Below are 20694 nucleotides of genomic sequence, written 5' to 3'. Positions count from 1 at the left end.
CACGTAACATAAACGCTACAAGACAGGAAAATGTTTCCTTTAAAATCCAGTTGTATGAAAAGGGAGAATAGGCATGGAAATTAAGATACGAGAAATTGCAGCGAATGATTATACTGAAGTTGTTTTTTTATGGAACGATGTGCTTGAGATTCGCAATGTTAATGAGGAAAATTTTCGAGATACTACAGAAAAAATGAATGAGGACGGGAATTACAAAACATTTGTTGCATTATTTGAAAATGATGTGGTTGGTTTTGTAACTATAGTTCAGGCATTGTCCATAGGGGTTTCCATTGGTTATTTACATATACAAGCTCTTGCCGTTAAAAAAGAATTCCAGCATCGTGGGGTAGGTACACAACTATTAAGACATACTGAAAATTATGCTAAAGAACTCGGAATATCTAGTATTATTTTATGTAGCGGATTCAAGCGAACTGATGCCCATGCTTTCTATGAGCATAATGGCTATGACAAAGATTCATACTGCTTTGATAAGATTATTAACCTTGACTAATAAATAATAATTAAATCAAATTCATCAATTATTTCCTTTACTTGAGAGGGGATTGAGACGTATAATCCGTTCAGACATCAGAGCAAGAAGAGGGGAAAAATGATTATGAATAACGGGTTAGTCAACGCTATTATTGCGTATATCATGTGGGGGGTTCTCCCGCTTTATTGGAAGTTGTTTAGCGAAGTTCCGGCAGGTGAGATTTTGTCGCATCGGGTTGTCTGGTCGTTTGTTTTTATGGGTATTCTGGTCGCCGCCCAGCGTCGCTGGGGTGACATAAAGCGGATTGCAACTAACCGCTCGCTTCTTCTGTCCCTCACCGCCAGCGGAATGCTGATTGCAGTTAATTGGCTTATCTTCATCTGGGCGGTCAACAACGGCCATGTCGTCGAGACAAGCCTTGGCTATTATTTGAATCCGTTGCTGAACGTCTTGTTAGCGGTTCTCTTCCTTCGTGAGAAGCCAAACCGCGGCCAATGGCTCGCGATTGCCATCGCTGGAGCAGCGGTGCTTATCATCGCGATTGACTATGGACGGTTTCCGTGGGTCGCGATCTCGCTGGCTGCGTCATTTGGCTTGTACGGCCTGGCGAAGAAGAAGATCAAGCAAGACGCTTCTATAGGTTTATTCTCGGAGACGGCTGTAGTCCTGCCTGTCGCGCTCGGCTACTGGATCTATTTGGCCGTTGTGGGGAAAACGACGGCATGGACGCTGCCTGCACCTACGTTCATTGAATTGCTTCTTTCCGGCGTGGTCACGGCGCTACCGCTGCTCTTTTTTGCGCGAGCAGCCGCCCGGATGTCGCTGTCAACGCTCGGCTTCGTTCAATACATCGGGCCGACGATCATGCTGTTACTGAGTATATTCGTATTCAAGGAATCGGTCTCGCCGGTTTTGCTCGTTGGCTTTGCTCTCATCTGGACAGCGCTCGTGGTATACGCTACAGCATCGATTCGCGGCGCGAAACTCGCGAAGGCGAGTTGATGGCATAGTACCCCGGTAGGGATGAAGTTGAAAACCCTGGAGCATCAATCAAACGAAAGGCGTGGGATTGCCATGACTACAGCCACACTTAGCAAATGGGGAAATAGCAGTGCAATTCGCATTCCTAACCAATTGCTTAAGCGTCTTAATCTGGAAGAAGGCTCGGAAATTGAGATTTTGGTGACAGAAGATAATGAATTGTTGTTGCGTCCAAAAACCAAGCCTGTAGAGTCCAATGAGGAACTACGTAACCATCTAAAGACGTTGCTCTCTAAAGTGAAACAGGATACAAGACATGAAGAAATAGACTTTGGCACAGAAGGGAACGAGCTACTTTGATCATTCCCAGCCATACGACCGACCACTGTACTAACATGAATTTAATGAAGTAACGGGTTTTACTGTTGTATGTCGCTTAATGAGCCAATCCCAATGAAATCAGTTCTACGCAATGTCCGTTCTATTTTGGCATAATTGAAGATTATTAGCTGTTCATTTACCTAAATCCACGTCTAACTTAGAGACGTGGATTTTTTCTTCATACCTAAATAGATTCGTCCATCCTTGACGCTTCGAACAAGAGCCGAAAGGCACTTATAAGTTGAAAAGAAAGATTTTTAATCCTCTGAAATTGTATCCATTTATAGTATGATAAGACTATCGTTAGCTTCTTCAAACATGGCCTGTATTATCTCTGCGGCTATCGGGCAAAGGCCATATCGAATGACCACGAAGACCATCCTATAGATAAAGATAAGGAGATCCAAATATGACAGTAACTTCGATCATGGAACAAATCCGAATTATTGAATACGATCCCTCCTATGCTGCCGCAGTCGCTGATATGTGGAACCGCAGTAACGAAAGTTGGGGAGGCGGCACCAACCAGAGAACAGAAGATACTGTTCGCCGGGAGATGGAGACTTCGTCCAATCTTCATGTATTTCTTGCTGTTCATGAGACAGAGGTTGTTGGCTTCTGCAGCTTTGCCCACTACCGTTATGACGAGAATGCCCTGTATGTACCGCTATTGAATGTGCGCCCCGATTATCACGGCTACAAGGTCGGACGTAATCTGATCCTGAACGCTGTTCGCAAGACCGTGGAAGCGGGATGGCCTCGCCTGGATCTGTTCACTTGGGCAGGTAACACCAAGGCTGTACCGATGTATAAGAAATGCGGGTTCTTCTGGGAGAAAAAGGATGAAAATGTGCATCTGATGAACTTCATCCCGACCATCTTGCAGACGGAAGCGCTTGCTCCTTATTTGGAGGAGCTGGATTGGTACGCAGACAGCACCCATGAACTCGTCATCGAGCCGGATGGCCGACGGGAGCGTGGTTTCGATTTCTTTGATTATTCCTGGAAAAAGAGAGATATTTCCTTGCGAGCCGAATTCGAGAAGTCTGGTCGCGGGCTGACGGCTCTCGAAACACCAGATTACGAAATTACCACAGAGATCGACGATCATGATCTCGTATTTGGTTCCGCATACAAGGTTCGCTACCGGATCACGAACCGCTCAGCATCCGAGCTGAAGTTCGAGATCAAGGGTCAGAACAACAAAAATATTCGTTTTGCGCTGGACGTTGCAAGAGCAGTGGCTCCGGGAGAAACGGTAATCGTGGAGGGCGAATTCCAACTTGATCCTGTTCAAGAGGAGCAAAGTCAGAATAAGACCCATCCCGTTGTCACAAGCACATGGCTGATCGGTGGCAAAAAGGCCGAGTTTCGTATGGGCGTTGCCCCGAAATTCCCGGCCAAGATCAACACGGCGTTGCCCGTAAAAGAGCTCTATACAGGCATCCCGGCCGATTTGTACCTGAACGTGGAGAATAATTTTGATTCCGAAGCGGAGTTCACTTTTAACCTGCCGGAGGATGCATTTCTAGAATGGACAGAACCTTCGGTGCGCTTCACAGTTCCTGCAAAAGGCAAAGCATCTGTACCGGTAGCCTTCACCTTGCGTTCGTATGGTCTCTATTCGCGAGAAGTAGAGGTAACGGCTGTTCCGACGGATAGACAAGCGGTATCTTTTACAACTAAACTGTCTGTTCTGATGAAGGGAACACAAGGACGTTTTGGTGGGGAAAACGGGGAACAGTGGGTGGCCGTGAACGGTGCATTCTCCCTCCATATGAGCAAGCAAGAGAACAACATGTGGATTGAATACCCAGGCTCGGTTCACACGTTCTGGTGGACCTATCCGAAGCTCGGTAAGCCATTTGCAGAAGAGTTTTCCAAGAAACAAGCCAAGGAAGTCAACATCTATCCGGAGGGAGAAAACCAGGTTCTCGAAGCACTGTATGAATCGGAAGATTTCCCTGGTATAGAGATCAAGTCCGTGGTCAAGCTGTCTGCCAACGGAATTGCGGAGTTTTACCACGAAATTGGGAATACGCGCAGCGCAGAGCTGGAAGAGAATATGTTCTTGATGACGAACTTTGGTTTCTTCGGCAACCGGCTTATTCTCCCGTACCAAGGCCGTTATGTAGATATGGGCGATGTGTACTCTGGCGATCCGAGCCACTGGGACAGCGCCCAAATTACAGAGAACTGGCTGTTCTGCAAGGAAGAGTATGGTGCTTGCGGTATCTATTGGGACCCTTCGCTGAAGCTGCTTCGTCCGGAACACACGCTGGGGTTACAGCATGAGCTAGGCCGGATTCCAGCAGGAGCCGTTGTGCAAACAAAGGCGACCGTATTTGCTCTGAATACCTTTGCCAAATGGCAGGATTTCCGGTCTTTCGCTCAAAAACGGCATAACCCGGTTGTACCGAAGCTGGACAACCATCTTGAGCTGGCATTGGGTGGTGGCAATCCGTTTGCCCAGGATGTGCTGACTGCAGAGCTGATCGAACGGAAGATGGTTCCGCTCGCTGGAAACCTGGAACTGTACGTGCAGAATGGTGGCACACCAGAGCATTTAGCTGCTGATATGGAATTAAATCGAGAGCAGGATCTGCGCTCTGCTAAATTGCAGTTCTCCCCTGAGGAAAAGGATGCGACAGAAGAACGTGAATTTGGCTGGAAGGCTCGGGCCGTATATCGAGGCGAGGATCGGATTCATGAACGTACCGCCCTCTGGTATCCGCAGACAGGAACAGCCGTTGATTGCGTGATTGAGGAAGGTCCAGCAGGTCCTGTGTACACGGTGAGCAACGGAGTTCTTTCGATGGCAGCTGCCCCTGGTTTCGGAAGTGTCGTGCATTCCTTGAAGTACCAGGGTGAAGAATGGCTGGACAGCACGTATCCGGAAGCAGCACCACGTTCCTGGTGGAATCCATGGTACGGTGGACTTGGTGTAGGTATCCCTGGTATGAACGGTTTCAGCCGTCAGTTGGAACAAAGAAGCGCAGCTTGGACGGAGCAGAAGGATGAATTCGGTAACGTCTGGAAAGGAATTCAGATCACAACCCGCATCGAGAAGCATGAAGCGAATCGGGGAATCACGGTACAGCAGCATTACCTCATGCTGCCCGGCGTTCCTATTCTCTGTGAGTTGCACTCGGTTACGAACGAAAGCGGATTGGCGCTGGATTACTCGCTAGCCGAGGAACATTTCTTCAAACCCTCGCCTGTCTTTGCTGATGGTTGGCTGGAACACCCCGAGCAAGGGCGGTACCCTCTTGGAAAGCTAGATGGATATCTTCAGTCCAAAGGTTTCTTGCGAATGGGTTCAGTTTCGCGTAAAGACATGCTGCATGCAGTGAATCGTTACCCTAATCAGAATGCTGCGGGGTTTGTGAACAATGTGGTGCTTGGTCACAATGTGTATCACAATCTGCCACTGCTGAACGGGGAAACGGTCTGGACAGAGCCGACCTATCTGATCTTGGGGCAAATTCCTCTGAATCCAGAGGATGTACGTGGCCTTCTGCAGCTAGACTTTGCAACTTCAAAAGGTGAAAAGGAGGCTTAACATGCCGATTATTGACATTCACATTCATCTGTCGGATATCGACAGCTTTCATCGAACGGCAATAGATTTATCGAAAGTGGATTACTCTGCCGCTGGCCTCAAGGCGGAGTTTGATAAGAACGACGTTATTCTTGGCATCGGAATGGGGGTTACGGAGCAGACAAAGGGAGCATTCCCGGATTCCAGTTCTCCCAACCCGATGGGACTTGATTTGGAAGAAACGGTTCCTTCATTCCTGATGGAATGCGTCGGCATTAATCCAAACCACCTAGGTGGTGAAAACGCTCAGGACGAGCTGGACCGGATTGAAGCACGATTGCAAGCTCCTGAGGTAGCCGGAATTAAACTATATGCGGGGTACTATCATCACTACGTGTATGACAAAATCTACACACCAGTCTATGAACTCGCAGCAAAGTATAACGTGCCGGTGGTCATTCATACGGGGGATACATACTCCATGAATGGATTGCTTAAGTATGCACATCCGCTGACCGTGGACGAATTAGCTTTTCAACAGCGCGGTGTGAATTTTATGATCTGTCATTTGGGTGATCCTTGGGTGATGGATGCCGCTGAAGTCGTGGCGAAAAATCCGAACGTTTACGCAGATTTGTCCGGCCTTGTTGTCGGTGATCGGCCCCATTTTGAACGGTTTATGAGCGAACCCTTGTTCATGGATCATTTCCGCCGGGCGCTGGTCTATTCGGATCATTACGAGAAAATGCTGTTCGGAACCGATTGGCCGCTCGCGCCGATCGATCTGTATGCGGAATTCGTCCGTCGACTTGTGCCGGAGCAGCATCATGAGAAGGTATTTTACGAGAATGCTTTTGGTTTATTTCCGCGCATTAAACAGCGAATTGCAGATCTGGGTTAAGCACCAGTTCATATTTGTGGAAAATGTAAGCCATGTAGGTCGTGGAAGAATACGATGTTCATGCTGAATCTTAATCATGTAAGCTCCTGTCACTTCTGGTGGCAGGAGCTTTTTTTTTCGGCAAAATAGTGAATTCATCTTATGCTTAACCTGGAATAAGGAGGGGATTAGGAGAACAAAGGTTGAGTTACCATCTTCATATACTTTTTTAAGTCGTCTTTTGCATATGAGTGTTGTTCCCATACCCCAAGGTTCCAACTCATATAGTGGATGCCAAGGTATCGGGATGCCCGGGAGAAATACTTTTCGAATTGATCTTGTGGAATATCGTATCCGTGGGAACTTAGGGCCTCCCGATAGATGTCTACTTGTCTCATATGGCTACAGCGTAGAGGAATATCGAAGAACAAGGAGCCGTACCTTGCTTCCTCCCAATCAATAAAATAGACATCCTCATTGTTATGTACCAGTACGTTTCCGGGATTCAGATCATTATGGATCATCGTATGCATATGTTCATCTCTGATCAGAACATCAAGATCATCTACGATGGTACTGGCTACAGCTTCAATTTCCGATATGATTGGTAATCCAAATTCCGCAATGAATGCTGGGTTTTCTATGGCGGCGTTCCACGAAGGTCTCCAACGATTTTCCATCATGCCGATGATATGATTCCGATCCACAGTGGGTATCCAGGGCATTTCTTTTTGTAACCCCATATTCGTTCCATGTATGTAAGCCAGCGCTCGTAATTCTTTATTCTGAAGCAGATCCATATCCAGATGGCTATAATCGGTTTGGTAGTCCACATCCTGAATGCAGATCAAGCAGCGATCTTCAGTATGAGGCTCACTTGTTAGACTAAATGGCACATTCGCGCCTTGTGAAAATAATCTGGTCAATGCAGAGCGTTCTATGAACGTGGCTTTCTTCGTAATGACAGAAATGTCCTTTTGCACTCCATTGACTAGGAATTCAATATGATGTCGAAGCAATTCCACGGCCTGAAGTCCCAATTGGATAGGGTTAATTTCCATGCTTAGGATGTGAGCATCCGAGGATACATACTGATGGATGGTTTGTTCTATTAATGCTTGTACTGTGATAGATTCCTTACTCATCTGATTGCTCCTTCCTGCTTATTAGTTAAGTAGCTTACCAAGCTTCGCTGTAATTACAAGTGAAACAAGCACCTTATTGGTGAGCCCACTCTACAAGAGCATTCCTGTGTTTCTCAGCAACGTCCCTATTTTGCTATTGTTTTTGTGAAGACCTAATTACGGAATGATTATGGATTCGATAGAAGTATAAAATTATTAATGAATCCCTCTTTTTGAAGAAATACCTCTTCGAATTCTTGCGTTTTCAAATCATAGTAATAGATTCCCCGTTCATGTTTGATGTTTGCATCTACATATTCCCAAGGAAATAAAAACCTCGTCCATCTTTGGATAAGCGCAATTCGCTGCTGGCCTTGATAGGAAAGGACATTTTCGTTCTTTCGCTTGTTCTGATATTCACCATACTGTATTCAATAGGATATTTATTGATGTGTTTTGCTGTGGCAATCATGATCTGATCTGCACGTGCGGACAGAGTTAAGATTTGTTCCTCATGCAGTTCAATGACCTTACGGGTCTGCATGGAAATAGGATCTATTTCAATGATGGTATGGTTTGGAGGAACCAACGGTGTTTGCGCCTTATTGGACTGCTCCATATGAATGTATTGCTCTTCTTCGGAATATTGGATGGCATAGGTTTTTCTCGTTTCCGGGTTAAACGAAATATCCCATGTAGTTGTATCCGAATCATAGTCATTCAAGATGTTCATCTCTTGTGTTTTCTGATCAAAGAAAATGACTTTGACAGGACGCTCTCCCTTTTTAACAGCAGCCATAACCAAAGTATGATCAACGGTATCTGGAATAATTGAATTAATTGCAAATAAGCCTGTGCTTAATTGTTGAGTCTTTTGTGCCTGAATATCATAGGAAAACAACTCGTCACCCTTATCTTTTCCAACTCCTGAATAATAGATGGTGTCATTTGCTAAGGAAGCTACAGTTAAGGGATATTGTGAGGTATAAGGTAAATCAGATAGTTTAGTTAGAGCCTTCGTTTGGATGTCGTATGTGTATACTCTCATGATCATACCATCATCGGTATCAGTTCCATTAACATATTCCGTGTTTGTAATTGAGAGATATTCATGTGCTTCTTCTTCTGGACCACACCCTGCAATGAAGAGAAGTAAAGTTATTACGACTGCAATAAATTGGTTGGGTAAGATCGTTCTTTTCATTATCTTTACACCCTTTTCACTAAAAGAAACGATAGATGAATTCAAAGTGAATTATACCTTTATTTTACAAATGGAGTAAATGAAAAAAAATTAGACTAGTTACATATAGTTCTATTTTTATATAGATGAATATGAGTTTTAAAAAAACATTTTCAGTGCAAACGTTTTTCCTGCTGAACAATTGATTGATATCTACCGATATAAAGTTAACCCATACAATATTGGACACAATCAAGGATGAAATGGAAGGTGGATTCATTTGGTATTCGCGAAGGCGAGAGAACGCGTAATCAACATGTCGTTCAGAGTCAAATTGCCGCTAATGATCGGTTTACTGGTAACCCTCGTATTGGCGGTAACTGCGGTTTTATCTTACACTGTAGCAGCAGTGATTACCCTCGACAAAAGCAAGGATGAGATTAAAGCAACCTCTGACCGGATTGGTGCGGGCTTGTTCACTTCACTAACGTTGGAAGAACAATCCACGTTCCTGATTACAACACATGGCACATTTCAGGAATTGCTGGAGATTCGAAATAGCGAAGGACAGAATGATGATGTCTTTTTCTCGGAAAATAGTGAACTCGTGGATAAGTCCAATGGGATATTGGCAGACAGCCTCGCGGGGATGGAAGGCAACAGCAATATCATATTGCTGGACCGGAAAGGCATCGTTGTTGCAGCGAACGATCCTGAAGCCCTCGGGGGAGAACGTGCAGATCGTGCGTATTTTCAACAGGCGGTTCAAGGCCAGAATGTAATTAGTGAAGGGGTTATCTCCAAGTCACTGGGTACGCTGGGTACTGCTTTTGCAATGCCGATCTACGATGAAAACAAACAAGTGGAGGGCGTACTTGTATCTACCGCATCAACCTCGTTCTTCGTTGACCAGCTTCAGAACATCAACATTAATGAAGAGGGAAAAGTCATTATTCTGGACCGCGTAGGTACAGTAATGTTCAATTCGGCGGATGAAAAGATGGCGGGGCAGAAGCTTGAGTCTGGTGAATATCAGTCACTGATTGATCTGCCTTCTAACGAGCAGTTGCAACAAGGCGATGTTAGCACAAAGGACAAAGTAATCTTTTATTCCAAAATTCCAAGATCGGATTGGACCATCATTGTTGAAGATAAACTAAGTGATGTGCAGAAGCCATTAGGGAAAATGGCGAAACAGATGTATATCGTCCTGTTCAGCGCAATTGCGGTGTCTATCATCGCAGGAATACTGATCTCCTTACTGGTTACCAAACCCATTACAAGGCTAACAGCATTGTTCAGACAACTTGCAGACGGGGATCTGACGGTGCAGGCTAAGGGCAAATATAGCGGAGAATTCAAACAACTGGTGGACAGCTTTAACACGATGGCGGCGGGCAACCAACAGCTGATTTCCAGCATGAATCATTCCATCAGCGTACTGAAAACAAGTACAACCGAACTGGATCTGTCCACCCAGCAGACTTCGACCTCCATTGCCGAAACAACGACAACGGCGTTTGAAATTTCACGAGCGATGGAATCTCAGGCCAATGATACGGAAGCGATCGTGGATAAGTTCATGAACGTGGGCAATAAAATTGAGAACGTTAATGAGATGTCGCAGTCAGTGAAGCTCAAGGCAGACGAGATTACGGATGCATTCAAAAACAACCATAAGGTCATTGATGTGTTGATTGCGGTGAACGAACAGAACGAGGCCGAAGTGAACAATATTTCCAAGATTACAGTGCAGCTCGCTGAAAGCTCCTCTGGCATTCACCAAATTACAGGTACGATAACCGAGATTGCGAATCAGACGAAGCTGCTTGCACTCAATGCCTCCATTGAAGCCGCTAGGGCAGGCGAGCATGGGCGTGGCTTCGCCGTCGTTGCATCGGAGATCCGCAAATTGGCGGAGCAGACCACAGCCCAATCGGAGGATATCAGCCGGATTGTGATGCAGACGATTGATCATGTCGAGCAGAATAACCGGAGCGTACAAGCCATTGAGGCGATTGCTGAACAGCATAAGAGCAGTGTAGGCCAGACCAAGGAAACGTTCAATTTTGTCACCCAAAATATGAATGAAATGATGGACCAGGTTCAGGCGATTGCCTCCGAGATTGAATCCATTGAACGCGATAAGGATGACGTCATTGGAGCTGCACAGAACTTGTCTGCTTCAGGTGAAGAAGTGTCTGCATCCGTGGAGGAAGTAACCGCGACGATGGAGGAACAGTCAGGCATGACCGAGCATCTGTCAGAGATGGTACAGACCATCGATGGATTGACCAAACAGCTTGCCGAAGCATCATCCCGGTTCAAAACAAAGTAAATAAGCGCATGATGTCATTTGACAAGATCAGGTATGCTGCGATTGGTCCAAGAGATAACTTTCCAGTCACACAACTGATGCAGGTCATACAAAAACAAACAAAGAAGAAACCTCCCAGCCCGTTAATTTTCAAGGGTTGGGAGGTTTTTTCGTAGGTCCATATTTTCCAACTTTTATCGTACGAACCAACTGAGCGGCTGCTGCGAAGTGTCTGCGGTATCCCGAAGATCATGGGCTTTGACATGATTACCGTAGATCATGGAATCACTGCTCAATCGGTAGGAAGGGAAACTGTTCTCTGATTGCAGGCGAAGGCAAGGTTCGAAATAGATCTGTTGCTGTTTGTTGATAAGGAAAGGAAGCGAATCGGATTCAATCCGAATGTCATCACTGTCTGGCTCGTTAACGATCAGAAGCACAGCAGTACCATCACATCCGCATCCATCGGTGTCATAAAACAGCTTGAAATAGCCCGGCCGATCTCCCAGCATCGCGTTAAGTCTTGATTCTGCCAGCGGACTGACCTGAATGATCATAACGTCGTTCACACTCCTCTAATCACCTTATGAATTCGCTTACAATCTAATATATGGAACAATGGTGTGAAATAGAAGGGAAAGCAGACTGAATCCGATGAAAATTACAACTTTGGTGGATCATCCAATCGAATGGTTCAATTACTTGAATATCATCGGTGGAGATGCTGTGATGGAGCCTCGGAATGAAACCCATTTCATCCCGATTCCTTATCTGGTATGATAAGCAGGAATATTAGAGAAAAAGGATGGTTCCACATATGACACCGATTACCATATATGACATCGCCAAAGAAGCGAACGTATCCGTATCCACGGTCTCCCGTGTGCTGAATGATACGGCACCTGTGCGTGCTAGCACAAGGGAGAAGATCATGTCTATCATTGAAAAACACCAGTTCCAACCCAACGCGCAGGCGCGCAGTCTGATCAAGAAAGAGACGGGAACCATTGCGATCATCCTGCCGGACATTACGAATCCGTTCTTCCCAGAAGTGTTCTGGGGGGCTGAGAACGAGGCACGTGGATTGGGATATACATTCTTCCTGTGCAATACGGCCGGGGATTACAGCCGGGAGTCCGAGTATCTGTCTATTTTGCGCGAGAAGCGGGTAGATGGCATTATTTTTCTCGGTGGACGAATCAACATGCAGGTCTGTCCGGATGAGATGGCTCAGGAATTGATTGATATGGGCAAACGTATGCCGATCGTGCTGGTCAATGGCAACATTGCCAAAGGCGGATTCCATCGGGTGTACACGGATGAAGGAGCAGGAGCCGTCTTGGCTGCTGAACATTTGCTCGAACTGGGACATCGGGATATTGCTTTTGTGGGCGGTTTGAAGGAGTTGTCCACCACGATGGTTAAGGTCAAGGCCATTCAGAAAAAACTGCGTGAGCATGGACTCGAAATACCGAAAGATCGTCAACTGCTTGGAAGCTTCTCCATTGAAGATGGCAAACGGGAGATGTCTAAGCTGCTGGACCGTGGAAACCCTCCAACTGCGGTGATCTGTGTGAACGACTACACGGCGATTGGTGCGATTAAGGCGACCATTGAACATGGCTTATCGATTCCGAAGGATATTTCCATTGTCGGTTTTGATGATACGCCGCTCGCAAGTGCCGTTATACCGGAACTGACGACTGTTTCCCAGAATACGTATCAGCTGGGCAAGCTGGCCGTGGATAAGCTGCATGAACTGATTAACCAGGGTAATCCGAAGAAACAGACTGTTCTGCAACCAGAGCTTGTTGTCCGCCAGAGTACTGGACCCGCACCACGATAAATGGGGAATGTTTGAAAAAGAAAGCGTTGACATTCCTTCGGAGGGTGAAATATAATGAGGTCGTGAATGAAACCCCTTTCATAAACTGGAACGGGTTTTAATTTTAAACTTTATGAAACCCATTTCATGAAACGGGTTTCAGTTGTCTGATCTTCCATCCATATTTCAAGGGGGCGCACGGTATGAGAAAAAGTTTAAAGGTCATTTCGTTATTGATGTTGGTCATGGTAATGGGTCTGACAGCCTGTAGCAAGGGTGACAGCGGTGCAGCTGGGGGAAAGGTCGATCTGAGCATGACGATCTGGGGCTCGGAGGACGAGAAGAAGATTTATCAGGAGAGACTCGATATTGTGAAGCAGACCTATCCCGATATTAATGTGAAACTGAACGTCGTTGCCGGGGACTATGATCAAAAGGTTCAGACGATGATCGCCGGAGGAACCGCACCAGACATCATGATGATTGCCGAGAACTATCAGGCGTACGCCTCCAAAAACCAAATTGTTTCGCTGGATGATATGATCCAGGCCAACAATGTGAACATGTCAGAGCGTTATTCTGACGACATCGCCAACCTGATGAAATTCGATGGTAAACAGTTCGGAATGCCTGACCGCGCAGGCGCGATGGTACTCTTTTACAACAAAGACCTGTTCGACAAGGCCGGGGTGGAATACCCGACCAAGGAATGGACGCAGGAAGACCTGCTCGCCGCTGCTCAGAAGCTGACAGTGAAGGAGAATGGCAAAACGGTTCAATGGGGGTACTACCCAGGCAGCTGGTGGCCGCAATGGATGCAATTGATCTACCAAAACGGTGGCTCCCTGTTCGATGAGAGCGGCAAACCTACCTTCAATACCGAACCTGTACGTAAAGCACTGCAATTCATGAATGATCTGACCTTCACCCATGGTGTGGGACCAACGCCAACGGAGATTGCCGACATGGGAAATATCGGTGCTGACCCATTGTTCGCCCAAGGCAAGATTGCTATGGAGACGACGGGATTCTGGAATATCGGTTCACTTGCCAAGGTGGAAGGCATCAATTGGGACATTTCTCCGATATGGGGAGAGACCAACGCTTTCTTCAATGGCTTTACGATTACGAACGCGTCCAAACATAAGGAAGAGGCATTCAAAATCATAGAGGCGCTGACTACACCAGAAGCACAATTACCAATGATCAAAGCGGGCCAGGATGCTCCAGCAACGAAAGCAGGCCTGTCCAGCGATGAGTTCCTGAATGCAGAATATGGCGGCAAGAAAATCAACATGGCTGCTTTCAGCGAGTCCACCATTTACGCCGAGCCGTTCAATCCGCAATGGAATGAAATGATGAAGCTCATTAACGACAAGCTGGGTGTCTACTTCAACAATAAAGCCTCACTGGATGATACCGTGACTGAAATTCAGAGTGGACTGGAAAGAATCTACAAATAGCATCGACAGGGGACAGACGGAATTGGGCATGAATGAATCCGGGTTTCGTCTGCTCGCTTCGTTATGGGAGGGCTTAACGTGAGAAAAAAGGACGGGAAATGGTTTTATATATTCATCTCGCCTTGGCTGATTGGATTCCTTGGACTTACCCTGGGTCCGATCCTGTTTTCCATCTACATGAGCTTCACCAATTGGGATCTGTTCCAGTCTCCTGAATTCATCGGTATAGACAATTACAAAAACCTGTTGACTGATGACCCGATCTTTTGGAAATCCGTAGGCAATACCTTCTTCTACGCATTAATATCGATTCCGCTAGGCATGTCCATCTCGCTCTGGATCGCGTATTACCTCAACAAAAAAATCAAAGGTATTACCTTCTTCCGCATCCTGTTCTATCTGCCATCTGTCGTTCCGGTGGTTGCAAGCTCACTACTCTTCATCCATTTGCTCGCTCCAACGGAAGGGTTGATCAACCAGGCACTTGCCATCTTCGGCATTCAAGGCCCTGCTTGGCTGCTTGATCCAAACTGGGTTAAACCAGCTTTGATCCTCATGTCGCTATGGGGCGTCGGGGGCGGCGTGGTACTGCTGCTGGCGGGTATGAAAGGTATTCCTCAGGAGCTGTACGAGGCCGCTGCCATTGATGGGGCGAAGAGCTCGCAATCGTTCTTCCATATTACATTTCCAATGCTGACTCCCGTCATCTTCTTCAATCTTGTCACCGGGATGATCGGGGCGCTCCAGACGTTCGCACAGGTATTCATCGTAACAGCAGGTGGACCGGACAATGCCAGTCAGATGGTTGTTCCTTACCTGTTCCAGAATGCGTTCCAGTTCTACAAAATGGGATATGCATCGGCCATTGCCTGGGTGCTGTTCATCATCATCATGGCGTTGACCCTGGTTGTGTTCCGTTCGTCGGCGCTATGGGTGCATTACGAGGAGGGAAAAGCAAATGAGTAATCCATCCACTGTAGAGAAAATGATATCTTACATTTTTCTGATTCTGGTTGGGGTGCTGCTTGCTTCCCCTTTCCTGTACATGATCTCCATCGCACTGGCGAGTGACGCTACAACAGTAAAATCAGCCTTTACCTTCATACCGCTCGAATTCCAATGGTCCAATTTCTATACGATCTTCACGAATAACAATCTGGGTACTTATCTGAAAAATTCAGTCATTATTACCGTCATTACCATTATCGGATCGGTGTTGTCAGCATCGGTCGTATCTTACGGCTTCGCTCGGATCAAGGCGAGAGGCAGTCGGTTCCTGTTCATTGTACTGCTTAGTACGATGATGATTCCGGGCGAGGTGACGATGGTGCCGCAGTTCATCATCTTCCGTCATCTGGATTGGATCAATACATTCTATCCACTGATCGTGCCTAGTTTTTTCGCCGGAGCCTTCAACGTATTTCTCATTCGGCAGTTCGTCATGAGCATTCCGAAGTCGCTTGATGAAGCTGCCATGATCGACGGCATGGGACATCCGGGAATCTACTGGAAGATCATTATGCCACTCACCTATCCGATACTTGCCGCCATCGCCATTTTCTCGTTTTCCTATAACTGGGGGAACTTCATGGGACCGCTCATTTACATCAATGATCCGGAGAAAATGCCACTGGCGCTCGGTGTTCAGCTTCTGACCACGGTAGGTGGCGGACAGATGCCGCCATGGAACCTCGTTATGATTGCTTCCCTGTTCCTGACCATTCCGATGGTATTGGTATATCTGTTTGGACAGCGTTATGTCTATGAAGCGAATATCAGTGGTGGCAGCAGCGGGATCAAGTAACGGGAGGTGAACGCAGTGTTGAAGCAAATGGTGAAAAGCAAGAGCCGTCTACATCGCACATGGATAAAGGGCTGCATGAATCATGAATAACAACAAGGACCCTTTCAACAATGACAACCATAATCATCACAAGCAGCGCAGGTGGCGTAGCCGGAGTTACATCCTGATGGGTGTGGCCCTGATCGCGCTCCTTGCAGGAGGAGGGATTATCATCAATCATTTTGCCAATGAATCATCCAAAACACTTGCATTCCAAGGTGAGCCGATACGTCTGAAGCTGGAGCAATCCTATGATCATTTTGAAGGCTGGGGTACGTCGCTTGCGTGGTGGGCCAACGATCTTGGAGGATGGAAAGATCAAGCAAAGGTCAGTGAAGTCATGGATCTGGTGTTTGATGCAGAGAAAGGGCTAGGTCTGAACATTGTTCGCTACAACATTGGCGGCGAGGAGAATCCCGACATGAAGGCGCTTCGGCCCGGGGGAGATATTCCCGGCTTCCAGCCTGAACCCGGCGTGTGGAATTGGGAGGCAGATGCAGGACAACGTGCCGTATTACAAGGTTCTTTGGAACGTGGGGTCAACATCGCTGAAGCGTTCTCCAATTCACCCCCTTACTGGATGACGATTAGCGGCTCGGTTACGGGTGCCGTGGATGGTAGCAACAATCTACGAGAGGATCAGTACGACGCGTTTGCCGATTATCTGACCGAAGTAGTGAAGCATTATCGCGATGAGTGGGACATTACGTTCCGTACACTTGACCCCCTCAATGAACCTTCCTCTGATTGGTGGAAGAAAGGCAACATGCAGGAAGGCAGTCATTTTACCAATGAGAAACAAGCCGAAATTATCAAGAGGGTTGCGGCATCGCTCAAAAGTAAAGGGCTGGACGGTACGCTCATCAGTGCTGCGGACGATAATAGCATTGACGAGACGGTGCACAATTTCAGCCTCTATGATCAGGATACGCTTGATGTGATCGACCAGATTAACACGCACTCCTATAATGGTAGCAAAATGGAAGAGCTTCGCACGTTGACCGAGCGACATGGCAAGAAACTGTGGATGTCCGAGTATGGGACGGGTGGCAGTGAACCCCATAGTCACGAGGACATGACTTCCGTGCAGGAGCTCGCGGAGCGCATCATGTTCGATCTGAAAATCATGCAGCCTTCTGCCTGGGTGTATTGGCAGGCGGTTGAAGATGAAGGTGCCAACAATAACTGGGGCTTTATTCATGCGAACTTTAATGGAGAAGAGCAGTACGAGATGACAAAACAGTATTATGGCATGGCCCAGTTTACGAAATTCATCCGTCCAGGTGCAACGATTATTCCAACAGATGAAGGGCGAACACTGGCTGCCTATGATGCAGGGCAGAAGAGATTGGTACTGGTGATTCGCAATGAGTTATCTGCCGGAACCACAGCATTTGAACTGGGGGCATTTGACTACAGCAGTACTTCTACAGCACAGGTTTATCAGACGTCACCGGATCGGAACATGGAGCAGCTTGAAAATGTTCCGCTATACACCAATGGACTGGAAGTCTCGACTGCGGACAATTCCATCACCACCGTTGTATTAGAAGGCGTAACGTTGCAGGCGAACTGAAGGTTAAGCAATATATCATTTTCTGTCATCGCAGTGATGAACTCAAACACAGAGAAGGAGGGCTTATCTTTGACAGAGAAAACATCCCTTTTGCTTCAGGAGCAGGAAAAGAATAAAAATACCAGAACTGAGCATAGTGCTCGATCTGAACTGACTTACGATCAGCGCAGCTTCATGATGAATGGAGAACGAGTATTTCTGAACAGTGCCACCATTCATTATTTCCGCATGCCAAGGGAGGAATGGCGGGAGGTTTTGATGAAGGCGAAGCTGGCTGGCATGAATTGCATTGATACCTATTTTGCCTGGAACGTGCATGAGCCGGAGGAAGGACAGTGGTCGTTCGAAGGAGACAATGATTGTGGAGCCTTTCTGGACCTGTGTGCAGAGTTGGGCATGTATGTAATCACGAGGCCGGGTCCGTTTATTTGCGCAGAGTGGGATTTCGGCGGCTTTCCGTATTGGCTGGAGACGAAGCAGGGAATCAAGTTCCGACAAAATAATGAATCCTATCTGCATTATGTAGATCTGTATTTTGACCGGATCATTCCAATCATTTGTGAGCGCCAGCTATCTGCTGGAGGCACTGTTATTCTTGTACAGGTCGAGAACGAATACGGGTATCTGATGGATGATGCAGCAGCAAGTGCCCATATGAACCACCTTCGGGACGGCCTGCTTCAGCGAGGGATTGACGTTCCACTTATCACCTGTGTAGGTGGCGCGGAGGGCACGATTGAAGGGGCCAACTTCTGGTCAGGTGCTGACGGTCATTATGCGAAGCTTCGGCAGAAGCAGCCGGATACACCGAAGATCGTTACGGAATTTTGGACGGGATGGTTCGAGAATTGGGGTGGGCCTTCTGCCATTCAGAAGACGGCGCCACTGTTTGAGAAACGCATGATGGAAATTCTTCGCACCGGCTATACCGGAATCAGTCATTACATGTTCTACGGCGGAACCAACTTTGGCGGATACGGTGGCAGAACCGTGGGCAGCAGCGATATTTTCATGATTACCTCCTACGATTATGATGCGCCGCTGAACGAGTACGGACGGGTAACGGCCAAGTATGCTGTAGCGAAGACGTTATCCTATTTTGTCCATGCGTTTGGCGCATTGTTGATGGAGACGGAGGAAGTACCAGCAGAGCAGATCAAGGTACGTCATCCGCAAGGCGTTTCTGTACGAGGCAGGTCTAAAGGCAGCGAGAAGATATGGTTCTTGGAGAGTCACAAGGATGAGCGTGAGACGTTTCACGTCACGCTGGAGGAAGGCCGGACACTTCCCGTTGCCCTGAACCCAGGGCAGATTATCCCGATACTTGACAGGGTAGAGATTGCCAAGAATGTATACCTGACAGGTGGCGCGATGATTACGGGCAATGAAGTGGTGAATGGAGAATTGACCCTGTTCATCGTTGCGGAGGCGGGACAGCGTTCGGTTGTGGAACTGGAGACGAACGTCTTGAATGTACAGGGCAGTAGCATGCAGGTACTGGTTGAACATGATCCGTTAAATGGAGCCTATCGCTTCGAACTGGTACATTTCCGTGAGCCAGACATCATTCATCTGGAGGCAAGTGGTATCCCCATTCGGTTCGTGGTTCTGGACAAGGAAACGATGGATCGCACGTGGAGAATCAAAGGAGGGGGAGAGACAAATCAGCTGCGTTACGCGATCGGATTCGATGATGTAGATGTCTCCCTATCCGGGCAGGTCACAGGTATGATCTCTGATCCGAATCGGAATATGTTGCTTCTCGGCAGTTGGGCAGATGGTGAACGGACGTTGACTGGACATGAGTTCTTATACGGAGAAGCAAACGATTCACAGAGCGGCATGCAGGATGAACATGTTCAGGAGTCATCCGCAGCAATTCAGCATGCTCTGTTCAGCACGCCGCCAATGCCACCAAAACTGACGGATTCCCCTGAGTTGTCTCGTGTGATTTTGACAGCGGAACAGCGTGCTTCGAGTGGTCAACCAGAGCATTTTTCCCAGTACGGACAAGATTTCGGGTATCTGTTATACGAGTGCGATTTCGACCGTTCGGTGGATGGAATCACCACCCTTATTCTGCCGGACCTTCAGGATACGGCCAGAATATATGTCAATCGTGTAGAGCAGGCACTGGTTCGTCGAGTTGGTGCAGCGGGTGTTCAGGTGCAGACGACGAAAGGAAAGAATACACTTCAGGTGCTGGTACAGCATATGGGCAGGCTAAATTTTTCTCCATATTTGGGTGAAAGCAAAGGTCTGGCAGGATCGGTGTACATCGGTGGTTCCGCTCAGGACATCCGCCGGAATTGGCATGCGGAGCATGGGGTGGTGCATCTCGATGAGGTGAATCATCTTGAGGATGCCCCGCTTCTGAGCAGAAGCTTTACGCTGGATGGCATGGACCGTGCGACTCTCGTTGGAGCGGTGAGCCAAGGATTGCGCATTAATGGCATAGATATGCCAATGGAAGGGTATCAGGACTGGTTTTCGTTTAACACGTTGGATCTTTCCCTTTATTTGCGGCCCGGAGAGATCAATACGTTGGAGATGCCTTATAGCAGGACGCCGCTGAATCGGCTGGAACTGATCTTGTACCGGAGTGAAGATGAGCTGAAGGATTGGCGCATGGCAGGTACGGATGCCTTGCTTCCACGACAATGGGGATTATATGAGCCACCGAACGTCTCAGGTCATCTCGATACCTATCGGCAGGATGCGGATTATAGTGGCAATTGGAATGCCATGTCGGTGGGGAATGGTTCGTACGGTCAACCTGTCTGGTACCGCTGGCGTTTCTCCAAGTCAGCTGTGCCCGAACACTTCCGAGCGAACCTGATGCTTCGTCTTACCGGGATGAGCAAGGGAACACTTCATCTGAACGGGCACCATCTGGGACGTTATTGGCAGATCGGTCCGCAAGAGGATTACAAAATTCCGATATCCTGGCTGCAGGATGAGAATGAATTGCTGTTATTTGATGAGGAAGGCCGAACGCCAGAACGGGTGCGCTTCTTGTATGATAACTTGTCCCAGTATCCATGGGTTGTGGTCGGATAGATCTTCTTTTCATTGTACGTA

The 20694-nt window shown here is 47.4% G+C and carries 16 protein-coding genes; 13 read left to right on the top strand and 3 right to left on the bottom strand.

Going from position 1 to position 20694, the window contains the following annotated elements:
• Positions 1-73 precede the first annotated feature (73 nt).
• The 5 genes from AC4PM4_RS13885 to AC4PM4_RS13865 all read left to right on the top strand — a co-directional run bounded on the left by AC4PM4_RS13885 (position 74) and on the right by AC4PM4_RS13865 (position 6303).
• Positions 74-517 carry a GNAT family N-acetyltransferase gene (locus tag AC4PM4_RS13885; protein WP_274568096.1) on the top strand — a complete coding sequence of 148 codons (444 nt, stop codon included), beginning with the start codon at positions 74-76 and terminating at the stop codon, positions 515-517.
• Positions 518-622: 105 nt separating this feature from the next.
• The gene (gene rarD, locus AC4PM4_RS13880; RefSeq protein WP_072734803.1) at positions 623-1501 is read left to right on the top strand and encodes an EamA family transporter RarD; all 879 of its coding nucleotides are present in this window, start codon (positions 623-625) and stop codon (positions 1499-1501) included.
• A 21-nt stretch (positions 1502-1522) separates the two neighbouring features.
• Positions 1523-1840: an AbrB/MazE/SpoVT family DNA-binding domain-containing protein gene (locus AC4PM4_RS13875; protein ID WP_491613852.1), complete on the top strand. Its 318-nt coding sequence runs from the start codon at positions 1523-1525 to the stop codon at positions 1838-1840.
• 430 nt (positions 1841-2270) lie between these two features.
• Positions 2271-5423, top strand: coding sequence for a GNAT family N-acetyltransferase (locus AC4PM4_RS13870; RefSeq protein ID WP_491613851.1), 3153 nt, complete (start codon positions 2271-2273; stop codon positions 5421-5423).
• A gap of 1 nt (position 5424) precedes the next feature.
• A complete protein-coding gene (locus tag AC4PM4_RS13865) occupies positions 5425-6303 on the top strand; it encodes an amidohydrolase family protein (protein WP_099857047.1) in 879 nt (292 codons plus the stop codon).
• Positions 6304-6470: 167 nt separating this feature from the next.
• Here the strand turns inward: AC4PM4_RS13865 and AC4PM4_RS13860 are convergent, their stop codons facing one another.
• Complete coding sequence (locus AC4PM4_RS13860; RefSeq protein WP_491613850.1) at positions 6471-7427, bottom strand: phosphotransferase; 957 nt, start codon at positions 7425-7427, stop codon at positions 6471-6473.
• A 289-nt stretch (positions 7428-7716) separates the two neighbouring features.
• Positions 7717-8610 (bottom strand): hypothetical protein, encoded by an 894-nt coding sequence (locus AC4PM4_RS13855; RefSeq protein WP_491613849.1) that lies wholly within the window; start codon positions 8608-8610, stop codon positions 7717-7719.
• A 259-nt stretch (positions 8611-8869) separates the two neighbouring features.
• On the opposite strand from AC4PM4_RS13855, the gene AC4PM4_RS13850 reads away from it, so the two are divergent.
• A complete protein-coding gene (locus AC4PM4_RS13850) occupies positions 8870-10927 on the top strand; it encodes a methyl-accepting chemotaxis protein (protein ID WP_090809676.1) in 2058 nt (685 codons plus the stop codon).
• A gap of 173 nt (positions 10928-11100) precedes the next feature.
• Here AC4PM4_RS13850 and AC4PM4_RS13845 read toward each other — a convergent pair whose 3' ends face one another.
• Positions 11101-11475 (bottom strand): iron-sulfur cluster biosynthesis family protein, encoded by a 375-nt coding sequence (locus AC4PM4_RS13845; protein ID WP_231952416.1) that lies wholly within the window; start codon positions 11473-11475, stop codon positions 11101-11103.
• A gap of 85 nt (positions 11476-11560) precedes the next feature.
• Between AC4PM4_RS13845 and AC4PM4_RS13840 the strand changes: the two genes are divergently transcribed.
• The 7 genes from AC4PM4_RS13840 to AC4PM4_RS13810 all read left to right on the top strand — a co-directional run bounded on the left by AC4PM4_RS13840 (position 11561) and on the right by AC4PM4_RS13810 (position 20673).
• Complete coding sequence (locus AC4PM4_RS13840; protein WP_256336611.1) at positions 11561-11686, top strand: hypothetical protein; 126 nt, start codon at positions 11561-11563, stop codon at positions 11684-11686.
• A 37-nt stretch (positions 11687-11723) separates the two neighbouring features.
• Positions 11724-12752: a LacI family DNA-binding transcriptional regulator gene (locus AC4PM4_RS13835; RefSeq protein ID WP_063565346.1), complete on the top strand. Its 1029-nt coding sequence runs from the start codon at positions 11724-11726 to the stop codon at positions 12750-12752.
• A 182-nt stretch (positions 12753-12934) separates the two neighbouring features.
• Positions 12935-14194 (top strand): ABC transporter substrate-binding protein, encoded by a 1260-nt coding sequence (locus AC4PM4_RS13830; RefSeq protein ID WP_063565347.1) that lies wholly within the window; start codon positions 12935-12937, stop codon positions 14192-14194.
• Between the two features lie 78 nt (positions 14195-14272).
• Entirely contained in the window at positions 14273-15160 is an 888-nt protein-coding gene (locus AC4PM4_RS13825; RefSeq protein ID WP_063565348.1) for a carbohydrate ABC transporter permease, read from the top strand.
• The gene (locus tag AC4PM4_RS13820; RefSeq protein WP_491613848.1) at positions 15153-15998 is read left to right on the top strand and encodes a carbohydrate ABC transporter permease; all 846 of its coding nucleotides are present in this window, start codon (positions 15153-15155) and stop codon (positions 15996-15998) included. Before AC4PM4_RS13825 ends, AC4PM4_RS13820 begins: the two co-directional genes overlap by 8 nt.
• A gap of 82 nt (positions 15999-16080) precedes the next feature.
• Positions 16081-17613 (top strand): glycoside hydrolase family 30 protein, encoded by a 1533-nt coding sequence (locus AC4PM4_RS13815; RefSeq protein WP_491613847.1) that lies wholly within the window; start codon positions 16081-16083, stop codon positions 17611-17613.
• A gap of 69 nt (positions 17614-17682) precedes the next feature.
• Positions 17683-20673, top strand: coding sequence for a beta-galactosidase (locus tag AC4PM4_RS13810; RefSeq protein WP_491613846.1), 2991 nt, complete (start codon positions 17683-17685; stop codon positions 20671-20673).
• Positions 20674-20694: the final 21 nt, after the last annotated feature.

It is taken from the genome of Paenibacillus sp. MDV22-iso6, from assembly GCF_058408365.1.
Note: the sequence above shows the minus strand (reverse complement) of the source record. Positions and strands in the feature narration are given on the sequence as shown.